Origin of the sequence: Methylacidiphilum kamchatkense Kam1 (assembly GCF_007475525.1) — a bacterium.
Classification (GTDB): Bacteria; Verrucomicrobiota; Verrucomicrobiia; order Methylacidiphilales; family Methylacidiphilaceae; genus Methylacidiphilum; species Methylacidiphilum kamchatkense.
The window spans coordinates 223,430-241,791 of sequence record NZ_CP037899.1 but is presented as its reverse complement, the minus strand read 5'-3'; the positions used below and the strand labels follow the sequence as shown (position 1 = coordinate 241,791).

Here is an 18,362-nt window from a genome sequence, read left to right as displayed (position 1 = left end):
GCGATTCCCTCTCTTAGCAAGATTCGGCAGCGGAGAGTAGCACCGCGGCAATCGCCTCATTTGTAACATCTCCGTGGTTCTGAATCGCTTCCTTTCCGTTTAGGTTGTAGACGCTCCCTTTGGCAAAGGTGTAGACCTTAGGGCTAGTGTCTAAAGCGATTTCCTCTGCCTCCGGGGTCTTTTGGGCGCCGTTGGCCCCGATGGCTCCGTAGGGGTCATCCCTATCGCCGATAAAAAAAGGTCGAACGATGTCTCTGGCCAGTCGCTGTGCGATCGCGTAGAGGACGTGGAGGGCTTCATCATATTTGCTAAAGGTTACAGCAATCGAACCGGCAACTGCATCCGTTTCCACGACCACTCGGTACGGGCCGTCGGTGATCCCTTTTACATTGACATCTTTTCCAAAGCCGTAGTGGGTAAAAGCGCCCTGGAGAAGGGTAAGGCTTGCGGGCTTAAAGTCGGAGCCTGCCTCGGCGAGCTTCTTACAGGCTAAAGTGTAGACAATGGCCCCCATGCTGTGTCCTACCAGATGCAGGCGCAGTTGGCCGGAATCTTCTCCCAGTTCTTTTATCACCTTAAAAAGCCCGGTTCTTCCTATGACCCCGGCCCTCCTTTTCATTTTGTAGTAAAGTAAAATAGTTAAGAACGTGCCAGAGGCCTTCTAAAAGCGAGCCCCTTTGGTCAATAAAGCCGCTGACCTCGGGGAGCCTCCTTGTCGAAAAGCGAAAAAACGGGTCAAGAGAGCCAGGGCTTTGTTGTTGCATACGCGAAAGGAAGCTTGGCGGAGGTAGATCCCGGCTGAGGTTTTCCAAAAGATCTTCGGGGGGCTTCTTAAGGAACTCTTCGGAGGAGTCCAGAGGGTCGGTGTCCTCTACTCCAGCGGATTCCTTTGCATGGCCTTGGAGAAGGCCGATAAACCTTTTGGCCGCTTCTTTCTACTCCTGGGGCGTGCTTGGCCACTGGGCAACAATTCGCCGGAGCTGGCTAAGGGTGCTTTGTGGAAGCAAATCGGCAAGGCCGTCTAGCTGGGCCGCAAGAAGGGTTTTTTCTCTTTCTGTGTCCGGAGGAAGTTGGGGTGAATTTTTGCCCGATCTCCTCCTGGGGGGAACTCCTTGGAGGGCCAATAGGAAAAGAGAAAGCCAACTTTGCCGAATTTCCCTTGGAACAACCGGTTTTTAACGTTTTCCATTGAAGCAGTGAGAGGCTGGTAGAGCACCTGGTAAGCGGATTTCGGATCGTTAAGCCAGCTGTGGCAAAAAAGAAAGACGTCCCGACAGCCTGAAAGCTTTCCTTTGTCAAACGGGCTCTCAAGGGCACCGGATTCGGTGAAGCGAACTTCGGCAACCTCAACGTTGGAACTTTGTGGGACCATGCCGAGGAAAAATTTTTGGCGCCAGCCGGAGAGTGAGTCAATGTTTTGTTTTATGACCGATCCCTTGGTTTTTTTATCGATTTCTCTAGAGGCAAATAAGGGCGCCTATGCGGTGCTAGTGGGTTCCGGCGTGTCCCGCGGCGCCAGGATACCCACCGGATGGGAAATCACTTGTGATCTTATCCGAAAGGTAGCGGTTACCCAAAACCAGGAGTTCAGAGAAGATCCTGTAGGCTAGTACAGGTGCCGGTTCGGTAAGGAGCCCGACTACTCAGAGCTTCTCGAAGCGCTTGCGAGCACAGAGTCAGAGCGGCAGTGGCTTTTAAATCGTTATTTTGAGCCGACTCCGGAGGATAGAGAAAGAGATCTTAAGGTTCCTTCTTCTTCCCACCGGGCCTTGGCCAAGCTCGTTAGTAGCGGTTACGTCCGAGTTGTCCTTACCACAAACTTCGATCGGCTTCTTGAACAGGCACTGCAGGACGTGGAAATCGAGCCTACCCTTCTCAGTACGGAGGATGACGCAAAGGGGCTGCGGCCCCTTGCTAGCGCTCTCCCAAAGGCGCTGGTATGTAAGCTTCACGGGGACTATCGAGACTCAAGGATCCGAAACACGGCTGCTGAGCTTGCGGTCTACCCAGAGGCGGTCAGTCAGCTCCTTGACCGGATCCTGGACGGGTTCGGCCTTATCGTATGCAGCTGGTCCGCCAAGTGGGATGTGGTCCTGCGCAGGGCCATCGAATGGAGAAGCACCCGCCGCTTTGCGACTTTTTGTGCCTGCAGGGGTGAGCCGGAGGAGGAAGCAAGAAGGCTTATCGAACATTGTCAAGCGGTTCGGATCGAGATCAGGGAAGTGAACCATTTCTTTGAGGACGTGCTGCACAAGGTTCGAGCATTGGAACGGCTAGGAAGTAATCATCCAGTGATCGCGAAGGAAGAGGTAAAACTTTACCTTTCTGAATACCGGTACCGCATCCGCCTCCATGACCTTGTGACCCGAGAGGTGGGACAAACCAAGAACCGCATCCATTCCGTCGGACTTTCCCTGACAAATGCCCTTGATCCGGAGGAATACCAAAGACGACTCAGTCTTTACGAGAGTATGTGCGAGTCTCTGGTATCTATGCTTGCTGCCCTTGCCTACCATGATACGGGAGCGCACACGAAGCTTTTGGTTAAGGCCGTGGAGCGCATGTCCACGATATCCTTTCCAGAAGAGCCGTTTTGTGCTGCCTACCAACAGCTTGCGTTTTTGCCGGCGCTTTTTTGCTTCTACGCAGCCGGGATTGCTGCCCAAGACAATGATCGGTGGAAGCATCTGGCCGGCCTTCTCCTCCGTGCAAGCCACCTGGATCCTGCTACAGGAAAGAAAAAAACCTCTCATTTTCGCAATCACCCCTCGGGCAGTTTTCGCCGGAATGGAAACGAATCTGTGCAACCTGCTGCAAGGGGCTCGTAGGCAGCCCTACTCCGGGAAGGCGGATCTTCTGGCTGTGCCCAGAAAGTATCTTTTTGAGCGTCTCCAGCCTAAACTGGCCGAGTACTTACCGGAGCCGTCTGAGTCCGAGGAAGTTTTTGACCTGTTTGAGCATTTAGTTTCCTTTGTTTGGCTTGATAATAATAGCCAGCCTCATCAGGTAGGACAGAAAGGACCCCAAGAGGTGCCTTTTGGGAGGTATATTCGTCGCATAGCTTCTTCTCCATCTGTTGAAGCCTTCCCCTTGTTCGAAGCCACTAAGGTGCTTGCGCTGCGAGCCCTCCGTTTTGGATTTTTCCTGGGAAACTCAAGGCGTTTGCACGAAATTTGGTTGACCCACCGTGACCTTGCTTGGCAAGCGGCAAGGGGCTCCCAGGGGTCCTTTTACGGCGGCTAGCATTGATCGAGTAACACGCAGAGTTAAAGTGAGCTTTCAGAGAAACTTTTCAGGGATGAAGAAAGATCCTTTGCCCTCAAGGATCCACTTACCGGCTGCCGGGTGGCAAAGTACTACCAAAGCCTCGAGAAAGGCCCAGGCAACCGTGACAGCGATGGAGGGTGTTTCACGAGAAACGCTTCCCATAGGCTCGTCTTTGGCAGTCCGCGATAGCCTGACTTATGGTCTTGCTTGACTGGAGGTCTTTTAAGGCGGCTCTTCGCGTCCCTGTCGGTTTCTTCCATAGAATCAGCTCCAATAGCCCCGGAACGTGAGCCACGGATTGCAGCCCGCACCGCCTTTCGTAGGCACCATGGTCTTCTTGCTTTTATCAGCGGCTGGTTTTATATTTTGTCATGTTGATTAGGCCAAAGTATGTCCTTCTGGACTCGGCGGCCTGGATAGACCTAGCTTACCAAACCCATTCTAAAGAAAGCCAACGCATCCTGGACCTTTTTAGAGATAAGAGATTCATCCCGTGGCTTTGCTCCGATCAGCTTTACGAGCTTGCGAAATACAGCGAAAAAAGTAAACGAGAAGAGCTTCGCATTTTCGAAAGCTTGGATCGCGTTGCCTTTCCTCCGGAATTACCTCATCGGCCCATCGTTCCTGGGTTGGTTTGCTTTGTGCATTTAGAAGAAGCTCTGGCGTTGATGAAGAATCCAGAGTTTGGCCTTTGGGACGTCGTTGAATCCGTTAAGCCTTATGCTGTCGGCTGCATGGACACAGGTGGTGAGCTTTTGAAAACCGCTGAGCGCCTGCTCAAATCTCCAGAATTTTTGTCTTTTGTAGAAAGTGCCAACTTAGTTCTGGAATGCCTCTCTCGGAAGGCGAGGAAAAAACTTCGTGCACTGAAAGAATCCAGGATGGGCGGTCTTCAGTTCGAATTAGGTGATTTGAATGTATACTTTAGGAATAAGATGGCCGCCATCTTTCATGAATGCTGTACCTCAAAACTACACGCGGAACAACTGGCCAAACTAACGTGGTTGCGATACTTACCAAAAGAATTTAGGGACGCGTTGGAAGGGATTAAATTGGGCTCTTCGGATAGTTGGAACAAGTTCGAGAAAAAGCTTTTTGGTGTGAACGGGCAATCCGACGAGGAGATACTTCGGCGGGCGATGTACTCTGGATTTTTGGACGACCTTGACAAGGTGGCTGATAAGGAACCAGGCAGCTTGCGAGAGAGCCTTTCAGAAAGGGGCGACGATTTCCCTGGATGGTTGATCATCTGGGAATTGACCCAAAGAGCCACGGCAGGTGGGCAAGGAGCAAAAGGAAGCGATGTGGTGGATAAGAGGCTTGCCTCGATGGCGTTTTATTTGGACGCCGTGCAGGTGGATAAAAGGACCTATGAGTACCTGAGACAGGCAAGTAAGGCAGATGGGCATATTGGGAGAGTCTTTCAAAAGGTTTTTGAAAAGGTCTTTGTTTACAAGAACTTGGCGGAGCTGTATGATGCCTTGGTTGAGCGCCTTTAAAAGATGTGGTTGCGGATGCCAGCATTGCCAAGGGCGAATCGGAAAAGATTGAGGACGCGGAGGTAAGGAGAACTTCGCGACGATCGCCTAGCGGCACTGGTGCTCGATGGGCAAAGACGAAGCGCAGAAAGTAAGGCCTTTCTAGGTGAGCTGTCTTTAAGGATGCCCTCTGATCAACGTGGCCAAATTTTTTTCAAGGAAAGTAGGTACAAATTAGCGACTTTTCACTTTTTGAGCATGTCCGTGCCCAAGCTAGGAAGAGCTCCCTCTATAACCACGGCCCGTACGGCCTTTGCGCTCCGGAGGCTTAGCGTAGCAACATCTCTAGCAGATAGAAGACCGCAAAAAGAGGAACAGAACTTTGTCGGGAAAGCCTTCGAGAGCGATTTTGAGCTTGACCCAAACGGGCTCAGGCCTTGGTCTCGGGCAGGGTCTACGCTTTGGGTATGTGGGAGACGGGGGAAACCGAAGGAAAGCGGAAGGCAAAAAAACGCTGCAAGGGAACGCAAACGATATATCGCCAGCTTGGATCTTTAAGCAAGCCCAAGCTTAGGGGCTCCCGAGACAACCTGCCACGCTTGAAGCACTTGTTCCCTATTTGCATTAGAAGTTTTCTTTTATCGTCTTCTGCGCATCCGGCCCGTCCAAGACAACCCGAGTTGGCCGTATTTTGGAGCAAATGCATCACTGTGGGCACCGTTGGTGGGGAAGGAGAGGAAAAGGGGGTCAAAGAGGGTGCTTCCGTTTAGGACAGCCTTTTGGGTTGCCAGTGCTCCGCAGCACTTTTCTATTTGGCCAGGGTTCCTGCGGACGGGCCGTTCAACCCAGCTTCTTTAGGAAGCTCTTTCGGCCTCCTTTCACTCCTTCGGAAATAGGGTGGTTTGCACCTGCTGCTCCATCCTCCCAATATGGGCGCGAAAGGGGTTTTTCGCATCGCGCGCTACCGAGTTTGATTCCAAGTGGAACTTCACCAACCGGTAGACCCTTCTTGGTCATAAGAAAGGTCTTCTCCGCGTGGCAGCCTTCCGGGCACTAGCTGCCTTAGGCTCTTGCGGGCAAAAGGTTCAGTTCGCGCGAAGGCCGTGATCCTACTGACGGGCAGGCTGCGATGCTTTTCAAACGGCGTTTTGTGCCCGAACTATGCAGCCACGGGCGCACCTGGAAAAGCCTCCGGTTGCCTTTTCATCGATGGGTAAGAAGAAGGGGCCCGCGTCCTTGATGGGCGAGCGCAATTTTGAGGATCGGCTAACACAGGCACTTAAGCGCCGCGGGGAACCAAGGCCAGGCGTATAGAGTCGGCAGGGTGCGCTTTTCTAGACCAAAATTCTCCAGAGTGAAAAGAGCCCGGTGAACGGAAAAAATTTTTTGGTGGGACCGTATTTGTCCTACCGGGTGGGATATGGTGAGGGCCGGATTTTTAACAAAGGAGCTGTATGGCTTGGCCGCGGAGAAACAGGTTGCTGGTAGGAAGGGCCCACCGGATCCGGTCGGCCGTGGCAGTTACAGAGAAGGGACCCGACGGTTTGCCGGCGACGGTCATAGGGGCCTCTCCCATGAGATGGGAAGAAGGGCCAAGGCCTTGGCGCCTTTTGGAGAGCCGTGGCCTCTTTATCTAGCAGCTGCGGGGCATTGCCTTGCGATTTCCTGACAGGGCTCCAGGGGTGTTTCAGCGCGCGCAAGCGTCCGCAGCAGGCTTCCGCGGCCGCATTTTTCTCCTTCACGGCTTTGACCATTGGTGTTGGACGCAAAAAGCCTTGGCTAGCGAGCGCATGCCTTTGGAGAATCATACGGCGGTGGTGCGGCCGGCTTTGGTGGCATATCTTGGTTTTTCTTCCGCACAACGACCGTACTTGCCGGCACGCAAAAACGTCGCTGGGCCTAAAAGCCGGCGCTTAAGTTTCGATGAGAGGGTTACTTTTAACGCTCACTCTAAAAAGCGCCTTTCGCAATCAGGCTTTTACTATCCTTCTTACCTTCACTTTACCAGCCGAAGCACCAGCACCTCTCCACTTCGGATGTACGCAGGGTAAACGCCCACGGAGGATTGGGTGGTGGAGCTAAACATTCCCCAATTGTAGGTTTGGGCGGAGCCAAACCCTGAGTAGCCGGCAATTTCCCTTTGTTCGGTTAGGATCCATACGGCGTTTCCCCCAAGTTTCCGCACCTCCTCCATCCATTTGTGCGTGAATATTGAATGGGCCAAGGGACGGGGCCCTCGCTTGGCCACGTGAAGAACCCCAAGGATCCGATAGGGACGGTCCGGTTCCGAGTAATAGACAGGGATTCCTTTCACCTGCTCGACAAAAGCTCCCCTTCGATTCCCCGGATGCCCAGCCGCCGAGCCAGAGTACGGGGTAAACCGTGTTGCAACCCCTGCACAACCGCCAAAAGAAAGCGCTGCCAGACAAAGAAAGAGCCCTGGGAGAAGCGCCAACGCCCGGCCGAAACGGCTCCTCCTTAAGTCCGCGCCGTTTTGAGAGAGAAATTCCCTCAGGCCCCCCAAAGCTTGCCAAAGCAGAGGCTAACCTTGCTCGTTCTTAAATTGCAACGAAGCTTCCGGAAGAAGCGGGGGTCAGCGTATTTCGAAACGAGCTCTTGGAGATTGTCTGGGTGGTACACCTCTTGAACGTTTCCGTTATATGGGAAACGAAGAGGAGTTGCATCGTTGTCAAAACCGATGATTAAAAGCCCTCCGCCGGCATTGCGAAGGGCAATGAGTGTTTTTAGGATCTTAGCCTTTCCTTCAATTTCTTCGAGGCACATCCAGCTTCTATACTCAAGATTGAAGCTTTCGTGGGGCGGGTTTTGTAAAAGCTCAACTAAATTCTCAGGTTTCCTGATGGCCATTTTACTATGAGTTTGATCCTGTGAAATAGTTCGGTCAAGCTAAAAATCAGTCTTCAGGCAGAATCGCCTGACTTTGAGGCTGCTCCAAAAAAAGGAGAAAGCTGTTTATGGCAAAAGCAATAGGCTTAACACAATCGCTTGGGCCCAAGGCCGGGGAGTCTTTGCTTGGAACCGGCCGATGATCCGTAAAGGCGATCTCAGCTGCCTCTGGATGCAGGCTGACAGATATCTATTAAGCCTGCAGGCGTGTGCAGCCGAAAAGCCCGTGCGTCCTGGAGTACTTTCGCTAGACGCAATCGCTTACCCACCGATCGGTTCTCGGTGGGGCAGACGGCGAAGCTCTTCTTTTGCATCGAGGCGGCCCTGGCTCACTTGGGTACCGTCCGAGTCGTGTTTCTTTATAGCCCTGCGTGGAACCCAATTAAAATGCGTGGAGTGGTGTAGCACCGACTCCCGCTGTGTCCCGATACCGGTTTCCCGACGAAGAACAGACCCGCTGCTTCAGTTCCTTTCTTAGTAGAAAATGAGTCAGCACTCTTCCGGTCGCCTTTCAGGGTTTCGTGCCTTGCAAGCGGACCGGGTGTGCTTACTTCGTCAGAGGCTTATGCCACCAAGGTTGAAATGGCTGCCAAGCCGAGTTATTGTGTAAAAGTATGGACGATCCAATGACTGGCCACCCATTTGTTAATCTATTAAAAAAGCCTGTAACACAGACGATAAGACTCATGAGGATATATTAGAGTACTTCCACTGTGAACTTCCATATTGGAGGCGTCTGAAGGAGTCAATTGTTAGTGACTTTGCGGATGGTCCTCCATGGGGGATAAAGTGGTGGAATCCTGATAATTCTCCGGTTGCTACAGTTCAGAGAATATCGGTAGCTGATACGATTTATCAAAGGTCGAGAACCGTCATTCAGTACGTAATTGAGGCCCATCTCCACTTGTCAGAATTGTCTCATTGGCTGGAGTGGCACAGGTATTGGTTTAACGAGAATGCTCAAAAGGTTTATGCGACTCATAGACTATGTAGTTTAGTGGGTCAACCAAAGAACTTGCTCCAAGCCATCCGCTCAAATCTAGTTCAGTTGCATGCGGTGGGTGTGGCTCGGGCACTGGTTAGCGCCCTGGATTGCGTTGCGGCCGTCGTGGTAGGAGTTCTTCCTTTGAAAGAAACGATGGAAGACATTAGTTTTAGTCGCCTTAGGAATAACATGCGCAATCTAATAGAAGGTTTGAATAACGTCATCCAGCAGGAATCCGCCACTCGGGTGTGCAACCTGGTGTCTAGCGGCCAGGGAGAAGAGTGGATCGACTGGCTCCGTAGACTGCGAAATACTTGGATCCACCGCGGGGAACAACCTGTCTTTATGGTAGACCCGAATTCGCTCTATGGGCCAAGCAGAGCGCTCCGAGCCGAGGTGACTTGGAGGCTACCTGAAGACCCTTACGTCCCCGAGGTCTGGAGGATGGCTCTGGAAAGACTGCAAAGAAAAGAAGAGGGTTCGACTGGGTTTCTCTACCCTTTAAGAGAGGACGCCGTCTCTACCTTTCATGAGCTTCTTAAACGATCCGTAAATCTGATCGATGCTATAGGCAAGGAGCTTTCGGAAGTGTGGGACTGGAGGAGGGATAACTGCCGAAACCAACCGGTCGAAGATCAGTGGCCAATTAAGAACAGATACAAGGAGGCGATAAGAAAGGCACGGTTCAAAGGGTTTGCTCCAAACGCCATGCCGAGCAAGCCTTTGTATATTGTTTTATGCCATCCATCCGATTTCAAGCGATGGAAGACGGCTGCCTTGGTAGACGCGCGGGACGTTGCCCAGGTGTGGGGGAAGTTTTTTAGCCAGATGGCGTGCGATAGCAGCGATGTGAGCTAGAGGATGGTCAGGATTTATTCGGCTTTTAGCTTTTGAAAGCACCCGGTAAGAAGTAGCAATTTCTTTCCCTTGCAAAGGAGGCTTTTCTTCTTGTGGCCCATCGGCTGATTTGTCCCAAGAAGCGAACATGCCCTCTTCGCAATGGTTAGAGACCGACTGTGTCTCCGATCAGCGGGAGGGACGCATTCAGCTGGTCTGGAAGGAAAACGGTCGGGTGCGGGTGGACCACCACTTTCTTTGGCTCTGGGATCGGACACTTGATGAGCTGATTTAACAGGAAGGACCATATCCAAAAGCAGCTCTTTGGCCAGCTACCATGTCCTTGAGATAATCCACAGGATTGTGGGACAGGGCAGATGGTGGTCCGTAAACGCTTCTTTCTAGAAGATCGGTTACTTCGACCGGTTTCCTTGCTGAGCGAGTTACCCCGTACTCGGGTTCGGGCCTTTCCTCACAACTTCCTTCCACAAGCTGCCCTTTTTCCAACAAAAGAGCTTCTTCTGCATGATGATGTAAAAATAGACAAGATCATAAACCGATTCCTCCAGGAGGCCGGCAGTAATGTTGCACAGATCCTCCGGCGTGACGTCGAACCAGGGCACAGAGGTTGAGACAACTGCGCCGGAGGCGGGTACCGCTGCGGCGACGACGAGCCACAGTTGATCGATAGAAGACCGATTAAACCGGGTGGCGCGCTCGACTTTTTGCCGGACCCTTCTTTTGAAGGATGGTGCCCAATCGAGGCATCCCCACATCCCGTATGGTTGTTCTGGGCCAATACGGCGCACTATCTCTTCCTCTTGGCGCCGGAGGGGACTGCCGCCGGCCTCTTTCTCTCCCGGGTGTAGAATCGTGACTTCAATCCCGATCCGTTTTTTTGCAATTTCTACAACGCAATCCGGAGATTCGCCCATACTCATTTGGTTAGGGCGACAGCTCAGGTAGCCAAAAAGGTAGCGGAGAATGCCTTCCTCTTGCTGCTTCTTTTGTCGCTGCGGGTCCATTGGGGTTATTGGAGCTTTCTCCGCTGGCACTTGTGTTTGACCCAGCTTTGCAGCTGACGTCCAACCTGACCGGTTTGAGCCGCCTTTATGAGGCACGCGCGAGCCTGCGGATCGTCCCAAAGGAGTTCGAGTAGGGAGACCAGCGGAAACATATGCGGGTTTATGCCTAGCTGAAAAAAATTCGGGTGGCTTGTACACGCTTTAATCGCAGCCTGGCAAACCCGTAATGGTTCTTTTTGTGCAAGGGGTTTGGCAATTGCTGCCCAATAGAATGCTCTTTGGGAATAACCCTCGAGATTTTCGACATGCAGTTCCAGGACCCGCAAAAGCTGATTCTTGAATTCGCACACAAATTCGGGGGAAGCTGTAATAAGATAGGCCAGCCCAGCGAATAAAATGGGACAGTAATAACCTGATAAGAGCGTTTCTAGCGCTATTATGACTTTCTTCTTCTTAGACACGCACACCTCCAAAATGCGATAGAACAGGAACCGTCATGTTTCACAAACGATAAAGCGGGATTCATCGGATGTCAATGTCAAATGATCCAGCGCTTATTTTGGAGCGGCACACGGTCATCAGCTCGCGTTTTGCAGTAACAAGCTAAGCTTGATGACCAATCTTAAAAACAATCGATTACAAGCCGGCTGCAGAGATCGCTTCCGTGATATCGCTTTGCACCCGGCGCGGCTCCTTACATACAACGTAAAACCACCGGCCGAACTCCCCGTGGTGGTTTATCGCCCGCACCCAGCGCCGGGCCGCAACTTCCTTCTGCCTGTCCTGCTCCGTCTCGAAACCTTTTACCTCCAGGATGAGCTTTACTTCCTGCCCGTCCGCGCCGCGCAGGCGGATGAGATAGTCCGGTCGGTACTCGTGCCGAATGCCTTCCCATTCATAGGGGATCGTGAAGTCCAGATGATCATTGCGGGCGTAGGCGATAACTTCGGGGATGTGCTCCAACTGATCCGCCACCGAGCGCTCCCAGGTGGAGTCCAGCACCACGTGGCTGATGTGGCTTTTGGTGGTGTCTTTGCAAAGACGTACGGTGCGGAAGAGGACTTCGGAAGTAGAGCCAATGGGACGGAAGCGCTCTATCACGGGCAAAAGAGGTGGCTCCCCCGCCTCTGTGTCCGGCTCCATAGCCGCCGTCAGGCGCTCAACGATCTCCTGTTTGTACTTGAGTAGAGCAATCTCCTCTAGCGGCGTGTCTCTCTCGACCACTACTACCCGCTCCTCCAGATACTGCCAGACGGCGTCCAGAACCTGCGGGAAGATGATGTGCCGCGCCCCCCAGTCTTCCCGCCTCTCCTTAAGCCGCCGGGTGAGCTCGGCGGCGATCTCGTAGACCGTGGCCTGTAGGCGCTTCTCCCGGTGGAAGGGGTTGCGGTCGTGTACCGCCTCGGGACCCGGCCCCAGGCGGTCGGGCCGGCCGATCCGGTATCCCACCGCAGGTTTGACCATGACCTCGGTGGGCGCCTTCGTGGGGTCAATCTGTAGATAGCGCACCTCATCCAGGTGGAGCCGGACCCGTTGCCGCACGTCGAAGACGTAGCCCTCTACTCGGGGGAAGGTGATTTCCAGATGCTTGCGCTCGGGAATTGCACGGACGAGGGTGAATACCCTCTGGATCTCCGTGGAGTTCCTGGGCTTCTTCTTGACCGGGATCACCTGGAACGGCACTCCGTAGACGTCCACATACTCTGGCTCGGAGAAGTCGTCGTAGTTATGCCTTCTTAAACCCCGTCCCACCACCTGCTCGCACAGAAGCTGGGAAGTGAACGCCCTCAAACCGAGGATCTATGTGACGTTCTGCGCATCCCAGCCTTCGTTGAGCATCCCCACCGAGACCACGCAGCGGACGTTTTTACCCGGCGGGTCGCCTTCCCCTTGCCACTCGAGCTTACCGATGGTGTCTACCACCTTGCGAAGCCGCTCGGCGGCCTCGGCCTTGGTTTCTCCCTCATAGGCCCCCTCCGCCTCGGCCAGAAGCTTTGTGTCGATGCGAAAGGTTACCTCCCCGTTGCCCTGGTTGTTCTCCAGCTCCAAGAGGACTTTCCCTGCGGCAATGTGTTCGTGGACAAGTTTCGCCAGGTCGGTGTTGTCGCACACGACGATCATGCAGGGCGGCACTGGGGAGCTGGCACTCTGAAACTCCTCGAAGGTCCGCTTCCACTGCGAGGCGAGGGTAGCCAGGGCGTCCTCCGCCTCTCGGAGCACCGATTCCGGTTTGGCCCGGCGCCGGGCCGTCTGGCGTTCGGAGGCGGGCAACCGCTGGTTGACAGATTCCCATAGTCGGAAGTACTTGGGGATTAGAGCGCTGGTGTTGTCGTCCACCGGAACCTGCGGGATCTTCACGATGCCGGACTCAACCGCGTCTGCTAGCCCGAAGTCCGACACGATCCATGGGAAAGGCTCTCCCTCAAAATAGCCGCTTCCCCTGATATAGAAAGGCGTGGCAGAGAAGTCCGCGCAGAAATTAATACCGCGAACGGCGTTGATTCGGTCCAGGCCACCGACCCACACCGTAGCTTGCTCCTGTTCGGCGGCCTCCTCCGGGGTGAGCTGCACCCGCTCCTCTTCCGATAGGGGCGCCGGACGATAGCCATGATGCGCTTCATCATTGATGACCAGGAGGTTCCCCTTGTTGCCCAGCTCCTTCAACACCCGGCGGCAGAAAGCGGTATCGCTTTCGCGTCCTAGCCGGACGACACTCCTGGAGTTGTTGTCGTCTTTTACCCGAAAAACGTGCCAGTTCGTGATCTGGAAGCGCCCCTGCTGAAGACGCTCCAGCATCCCGGGCACGATCAAGTCAAACTTCTGATAGTAGTTGTCCGGCCTGCATGGAAGTAGCACCTGGAGGCGCTCCTTGATGGTCAGGTTAGGGCAGACTAGGAGCACGGCGTCTGAGAAGCGGCGGTCTTTAGGATTGGCCAGTTTGTTAAGGACTTGCCAGGCGATAACCATCCCCATGACCACTGTCTTCCCGGTGCCGGTGGCCATCTTGCAGGCATAGCGCGCAAGGGCCTTGTAGCCTTTCCCTCTACTCTCGGGATCTGTGGGCTCATCCTTGGGGATTAAGATGCCCTACTTATCTGCGGGCGAGGCCTCCACCAGCCAGATAAGAGTCTCGACGGCTTCCCTCTGGCAGAAAAAAAGCCTGCGCTCCCGCTCCGGGTTGTTCCATTGGTTGAGAAGCTGCCGGGTGATGAGAGTAACTCCGGGATAGCTCTGCTCCCGCCAGGCTTTGACCCGCTCCCGGATAGTGTTCACCAGCCCTAAGCGGACAAACTCCTCTTCTAGGATGGCGGGCTGGGGGCCATGGGTGCCGGCCTTAAGGTAATAGCCCGCCGGGCGCCGCCCTTCTTTAAGAACCGGCTGCCCATCTTCGTAGACCCAGTAACGGGTGGGCTCCTCAAAGGGGGAATTGACGATGGGGTTATCAACAAGCATTGCTTTTAATTGTCCTCCAAGCTTCCCGATCTCAGTAGATTAATCTCTTCTTCTCGCAACACTCGGGCGGCGTCCTCCAGTGCCGCCCTTTCACTCTCGCCCAGTTGCTTTATGCCGCCACTAGTGACCTGCCACAGATCAATCGGCGGGCCAAGGCCGTATGCGCCAACCGCAATCGCTTCTTCCAGCACCTTGTACGCGAGGAGAGACGCCCTCCGCACGTCCAAGGCAAGCCCCTGGTACTTTTGCAGTAAGGCGTATGCAAACATGTCGCCGCTACCTGAAGCAAATGGCCTGTCGGTAATCCACTCAGCCGTCCCATTCAGTAACACATGCAGTACGCCAGGTGACGGCGTAACCTCCGCAAAAACGAAGTCACCGGGATGCAACTGGAGCAACTGGAGCAAAAGATTGGGGTCTTTAGGGAGAAACCCCGTACGGAAATCGAGCTGCAATAGTTCTGTCACGCACTGCCTTGTAATTTGGCAAATCGAATTCCTCAACTGGGGGATCGGGGCGTCTAGTGGTAACGTTCTGAGGCGCTCTTCTACAAGCTGGATAAGCGCAAGCTCGCCAGATGCTGCCCATATGCAACGGTTATTCAACCGCTGTATCTTCTGGCCAGGCCAGCGGACCATCCCCAAGGTTATCTGCCCGTCGGATGCCATGACAATTCCGTCTTGGGCCGGCAAGACCAGTATCAGTGTCATTGCTTAACGACCTCCCTTAGCACGGAATTCGTAGCAAACTCAGGCGCCTCAGTATAGACGCGCTTGAGAAGCTCGTAGAAGCTAAAGCGACTAACCTCCGTAGTGATCGCCTCCAGACGCTCCCTCAGCTCGGGGGTAATCTCGCGAATAGCGCGTTCTGCTTCTTCTCTGCCCCGCTGCGTGAGATAGTACTTTGCCCACTGTGCTACGGAGTGGCTCGGCTGGACGATAAGGCCTTCCCTCTCCATAGCAGCCAATATATCGTAAACCTCAAAGCTGCAAGGTCCGTACAGATACGGTTCGAAACGGAAGTAATCTGAGATATTCCCCTCTCTCTTCCACATAAGAAACAGGGTTTTCATGATCCGAATCCTATCCAACGGCGTTACCTTGAGAGTTGCCAATATCCACTTGGCCTTAGGATGAGCCATAGCTTACCTCCCTTGCTATACTAACAACATCACCCGCACCACCTCATTCCCCCGAAAGTCAATCACCTTCACCGCAATGCGCCTATGCTCGCCGGGCCGGAAGGGGAAGGAGATGGTGCCCTGCATCCGTTCAAAAGCCTCGGGGTCAATCTGGGCCTTAAGCGCCCGCTGGAGCTTCTCCCAAGCATCGGGATCGCCGGGGAAAAAGGCTTGACAAATGTGGAATGTCTTACCGTCGTAATCTGTGTCCAGGAACCAGGCGGCTACATCCTCGCCACGGGTGCTGTGCACCTCGCCCGTGAGCGGATCGTAGATGTCCATGCCGCGCAGCTCCACCACGCAGGTGTCGTTCTTCTGCTCCTGCAGCCGCACATCGGGCTGGCCGAACACGGTGAAGATCTGGCTGGCCCGGGTGGTCTTGAGGAGATCGCCAACCAGCACGTCCGGGGAGACGTTGGCAAAGTGCACCCGCAGCCCCGCCACCGGTGCTTTCTGGATGAGCGATTGGACCTCTGGGTCAAAGGCGAAGCCGGCAAAGATAAGGATCTGATAGCCGTTCATCCTGGCCGTCGGGATAGCCTCCTGAACCTGGCTGGCGATGATCGGCCCATCCTTGGGTCCAAAGCTAATCACAACCCGCAGGGTACTGCCGTTCTGTTTTGCTTCTGCCTCGGCATGCAGGCAGCCAAGGTTCATCGGACGAATGTTCTCCAGCACCAGACGCTTCCCTCCGGGGAAAAGGACGCCGCCATGCTGCTTGAGCAAATTGACCATGTTGGTGAGGTAGTCGCCTCCCCGGTCGGAGACATGGGCCTGGGCTTCTTCCGTCTCGAACTGCGGGATGGGCGCCTGCGCGGGGTACTCCACCGCTGGGACGGGGATGGCCTCCACCGTGAAGGGACCGGAGACTCGAACCACGCTGTGCACTACTTTTGGTCGGTCGTAGAGAGGCTCCTGCTGGGCGTTGCGCTGGATGCTTTCATCAATCTCCTTGCGCTTGGCCCGTTTGAGTTCCCAGAAGCGGCGCAGCGCTTTCTTTGCCTCCTCGGACCAGTCCTCCGGCGGCATCGGCTCGGGTACCTCGCCCAGGCTCTTCCATCGGTGACCGGTAAGGCGGTAGACCTTCTTTAGGAGTGGCTCTGCTTGAGTTTCGGCATCTAATCTATCGGAGTGCTTGACCTTTAAGAGCTGCTGGTAGGCCTCTCGCGCGGCCTCGGGCCAAACCGGGTGGGGAAGCTCCCGCGGTACTTTCCATTCTTTCCAGTCTCTGGCAAGCAGCCTGTTGAGTTCTGCCAACGCTCGATCGATCTCCGGTTGGTACTTGGCAGCGATGGCATCGATCTCGGTATTCTTTGCAATGGATTCCAGGGTAACGTGTGGCACGGTCTCGTAGATAAAACCGCCAGCCGGACCGCGCTCGGCGTCCCGAAGTTTGTAGTAGTCAAACTTCGCCGTCATCAGCCGTTGCCTAGCAATGACCAGCGCTACCCGAGAGGTATCGCAAGTAATCCAACGCCGGCCCCATTTCTCCGCGCAGTAGGCCGTGGTGCCAGAACCGCACGTGGGGTCAAAGACGAGGTCACCTGGGTCGGTGGTCATAAGGATGCAACGCTCAACGACCTTGGTGTTGGTTTGGACGGCATACACCTTTGGGTCACCGTAAACGGCAATGCCCGTGTCCACCCAAATATTGGTCAGCTGACGTATGGGAATCTCATCTAGGAAACGAACGTAACTGAGCGTCTTCCCTACAACAAACAATCGCTCCGACTGCCGCAGCCGCTCCATCCCTTCCCAGCCGGTTTTCCAGTTGTTGTTTTTGCCACAGTGGAAGCTCACTCCCTCAAAAAGATACTCGAACGTGGTAGCCACAGCCCCTTGCGATGTCATATCGCCTGCCTTAAAAACCCGGAGGCCCTGCGGCGTGTCTTTAGGTTCAGCAAGATCGCTTGCGATGAGCCGGCGGCGCGCACCGTCTGGAAGCTCTACGTGCTGGTACCCCTTGGTCCCTTCTTCACCGAGTTCCTTCTCTAGATAGAGCTGGCGGTACTTAAGTTGGGACCGATTCTTCGCGTACCAGAGCAGAAAATCGTTTACCGTGTCCAGGGTCGCACTGCCCTTCCCGCTGGTTTTCACAAAGGCGATCACCGCCACGAAATTCTCCCTGTCGAACACCTCGTCCAGCAGGCAACGCACCAGATGCAGGTTCTCGTCGTTGATCTGCACGAAGATGGAGCCGGACTCGTGGAGGAGCTCCCGGCAGAGGAGCAGGCGGTCCCGCAAGTAGGTAAGGTAGGAGTGGATGCCCAGCTTCCAAGTATCCCGATAAGCCTTGATCTGTTCGGGCTCGTGGGTCAGGTCCTCATCCTTGTCCTTCACATTCCGCAGGTCGATGCGCGGCTGGAAATTGGAGGCGTACTTGATGCCATAGGGCGGGTCCACGTAGATCATCTGGACCTTGCCGGCTATCCCCTCCTTGACCAGGAGGGAGTTCATTACCAGAAGCGAGTCGCCAAGGATGAAGCGGTTGGCCCAGCCGACCTCATGCCGGTAAAACTCAATCTCCCGATCGGCTGGCAGTAGTGTTTCCCCAAAGATTTCCAGTTGCAGCGGATCCGGCCTACGAACCGCTCGAAGGATGGCTTTGGTGGAAATCCGTTCATGGACATGCAGAGGGACTACGTCAACCTCAAAGGACGTATGCTCGGCCTTACCCGCCCATTGAAGCTGGGGGTCTAGATGTGGATCGTAAGTGTACCGGCGGGTCTTGTGTTCCGGCTTTTCATAGGTCGGTGCAATTCCTGCCGGTGGGTTATTCGTGCGTCGGGCTTGGGTGTGCCGGAAATCGCGCACGTGGTTCGGATCGGAGGGTTTTGCTCCCTTCTTTTCGGCATAGGTAATTGTTATAGCATACTTTAAGACTTAAGCAAGTTTTAACGGCACATTCTGCTACCTTCCGCTACATTCACGCACATGGGTTCCAGAGGGAAATTGCCGCCGATCCAGTAATAAAACAGAAGAACGGCTTGCTACCAGAGGGAAATAGCTTAGGAAACAATAAAACAAGCAAAAAGACAGCCGCTTCCAGAAGAAAATTGGGAGCCGCTTGTGGGATTCGAACCCACGACCCACGCTTTACGAAAGCGTTGCTCTCCCACTGAGCTAAAGCGGCATTTCTATGTTACCGATTCTCAACAAGCTTATTTTTTTCTAAGGAAAAATAAAAATTATTTTTTTGGTTTTTTTCTACGCTTCTATTAAACATATCT

Annotated in this window: 17 protein-coding genes, 1 tRNA gene and 2 pseudogenes; 6 read left to right on the top strand and 14 right to left on the bottom strand. The window is 54.2% G+C overall.

The window, feature by feature from the left end; translation table 11 throughout:
• Positions 1–13: 13 nt before the first annotated feature.
• Together kam1_RS01135 and kam1_RS01130 are read right to left on the bottom strand one after the other, a co-directional pair.
• Positions 14–619, bottom strand: coding sequence for an alpha/beta hydrolase (locus kam1_RS01135; RefSeq protein WP_143958175.1), 606 nt, complete (start codon positions 617–619; stop codon positions 14–16).
• Positions 620–1,021: 402 nt separating this feature from the next.
• On the bottom strand, positions 1,022–1,372 hold the full coding sequence (locus kam1_RS01130) for a hypothetical protein (protein ID WP_143958174.1): 351 nt from the start codon (positions 1,370–1,372) through the stop codon (positions 1,022–1,024).
• Between the two features lie 52 nt (positions 1,373–1,424).
• Here kam1_RS01130 and kam1_RS01125 point away from each other — a divergent pair, with 52 nt between their 5' ends.
• From kam1_RS01125 to kam1_RS01120, 3 genes and pseudogenes are all read left to right on the top strand, one after another.
• The gene (locus kam1_RS01125; protein WP_161792047.1) at positions 1,425–1,610 is read left to right on the top strand and encodes a hypothetical protein; all 186 of its coding nucleotides are present in this window, start codon (positions 1,425–1,427) and stop codon (positions 1,608–1,610) included.
• Between the two features lie 159 nt (positions 1,611–1,769).
• Positions 1,770–2,042 (top strand): annotated as a pseudogene (locus kam1_RS11180) (SIR2 family protein); the annotation flags it as partial.
• Positions 2,043–2,087: 45 nt separating this feature from the next.
• The gene (locus kam1_RS01120) at positions 2,088–2,828 is read left to right on the top strand and encodes a hypothetical protein (protein WP_235277773.1); all 741 of its coding nucleotides are present in this window, start codon (positions 2,088–2,090) and stop codon (positions 2,826–2,828) included.
• A gap of 68 nt (positions 2,829–2,896) precedes the next feature.
• On the opposite strand, the gene kam1_RS10100 is transcribed toward kam1_RS01120, so the two are convergent.
• Positions 2,897–3,073: a hypothetical protein gene (locus kam1_RS10100; RefSeq protein ID WP_161792048.1), complete on the bottom strand. Its 177-nt coding sequence runs from the start codon at positions 3,071–3,073 to the stop codon at positions 2,897–2,899.
• Between the two features lie 114 nt (positions 3,074–3,187).
• Here kam1_RS10100 and kam1_RS01115 point away from each other — a divergent pair, with 114 nt between their 5' ends.
• Complete coding sequence (locus kam1_RS01115) at positions 3,188–3,478, top strand: hypothetical protein (protein ID WP_143958173.1); 291 nt, start codon at positions 3,188–3,190, stop codon at positions 3,476–3,478.
• A 160-nt stretch (positions 3,479–3,638) separates the two neighbouring features.
• A complete protein-coding gene (locus kam1_RS01110; protein ID WP_039722245.1) occupies positions 3,639–4,766 on the top strand; it encodes a hypothetical protein in 1,128 nt (375 codons plus the stop codon).
• Between the two features lie 1,975 nt (positions 4,767–6,741).
• Here the strand turns inward: kam1_RS01110 and kam1_RS01100 are convergent.
• Positions 6,742–7,200 (bottom strand): hypothetical protein, encoded by a 459-nt coding sequence (locus tag kam1_RS01100; protein ID WP_143958171.1) that lies wholly within the window; start codon positions 7,198–7,200, stop codon positions 6,742–6,744.
• A 56-nt stretch (positions 7,201–7,256) separates the two neighbouring features.
• Positions 7,257–7,613 (bottom strand): AlbA family DNA-binding domain-containing protein, encoded by a 357-nt coding sequence (locus tag kam1_RS01095; protein ID WP_143958170.1) that lies wholly within the window; start codon positions 7,611–7,613, stop codon positions 7,257–7,259.
• A 943-nt stretch (positions 7,614–8,556) separates the two neighbouring features.
• On the opposite strand from kam1_RS01095, the gene kam1_RS01090 reads away from it, so the two are divergent.
• On the top strand, positions 8,557–9,495 hold the full coding sequence (locus kam1_RS01090; RefSeq protein WP_143958169.1) for a hypothetical protein: 939 nt from the start codon (positions 8,557–8,559) through the stop codon (positions 9,493–9,495).
• A 14-nt stretch (positions 9,496–9,509) separates the two neighbouring features.
• Here the strand turns inward: kam1_RS01090 and kam1_RS01085 are convergent, their stop codons facing one another.
• The 9 genes and pseudogenes from kam1_RS01085 to kam1_RS01040 form a co-directional block, all read right to left on the bottom strand.
• On the bottom strand, positions 9,510–9,782 hold the full coding sequence (locus kam1_RS01085) for a hypothetical protein (RefSeq protein ID WP_039722250.1): 273 nt from the start codon (positions 9,780–9,782) through the stop codon (positions 9,510–9,512).
• On the bottom strand, positions 9,766–9,963 hold the full coding sequence (locus kam1_RS01080; RefSeq protein ID WP_143958168.1) for a hypothetical protein: 198 nt from the start codon (positions 9,961–9,963) through the stop codon (positions 9,766–9,768). The genes kam1_RS01085 and kam1_RS01080 overlap by 17 nt, the downstream gene beginning before the upstream one ends.
• A complete protein-coding gene (locus tag kam1_RS01075; protein WP_039722251.1) occupies positions 9,918–10,499 on the bottom strand; it encodes a hypothetical protein in 582 nt (193 codons plus the stop codon). The genes kam1_RS01080 and kam1_RS01075 overlap by 46 nt, the downstream gene beginning before the upstream one ends.
• A gap of 5 nt (positions 10,500–10,504) precedes the next feature.
• On the bottom strand, positions 10,505–10,960 hold the full coding sequence (locus kam1_RS01070) for a hypothetical protein (protein ID WP_143958167.1): 456 nt from the start codon (positions 10,958–10,960) through the stop codon (positions 10,505–10,507).
• A gap of 175 nt (positions 10,961–11,135) precedes the next feature.
• Positions 11,136–13,952: pseudogene (locus kam1_RS11175) on the bottom strand (BPTD_3080 family restriction endonuclease).
• A 5-nt stretch (positions 13,953–13,957) separates the two neighbouring features.
• Positions 13,958–14,662: an Ntn hydrolase family protein gene (locus tag kam1_RS01060; protein ID WP_039722253.1), complete on the bottom strand. Its 705-nt coding sequence runs from the start codon at positions 14,660–14,662 to the stop codon at positions 13,958–13,960.
• Positions 14,659–15,093: a hypothetical protein gene (locus kam1_RS01055; protein ID WP_039722254.1), complete on the bottom strand. Its 435-nt coding sequence runs from the start codon at positions 15,091–15,093 to the stop codon at positions 14,659–14,661. The genes kam1_RS01060 and kam1_RS01055 overlap by 4 nt, the downstream gene beginning before the upstream one ends.
• Positions 15,094–15,108: 15 nt before the next feature.
• Complete coding sequence (locus tag kam1_RS01050; protein WP_172616748.1) at positions 15,109–17,946, bottom strand: site-specific DNA-methyltransferase; 2,838 nt, start codon at positions 17,944–17,946, stop codon at positions 15,109–15,111.
• A gap of 247 nt (positions 17,947–18,193) precedes the next feature.
• Positions 18,194–18,265 (bottom strand) — tRNA-Thr (locus tag kam1_RS01040).
• Positions 18,266–18,362 lie beyond the last annotated feature (97 nt).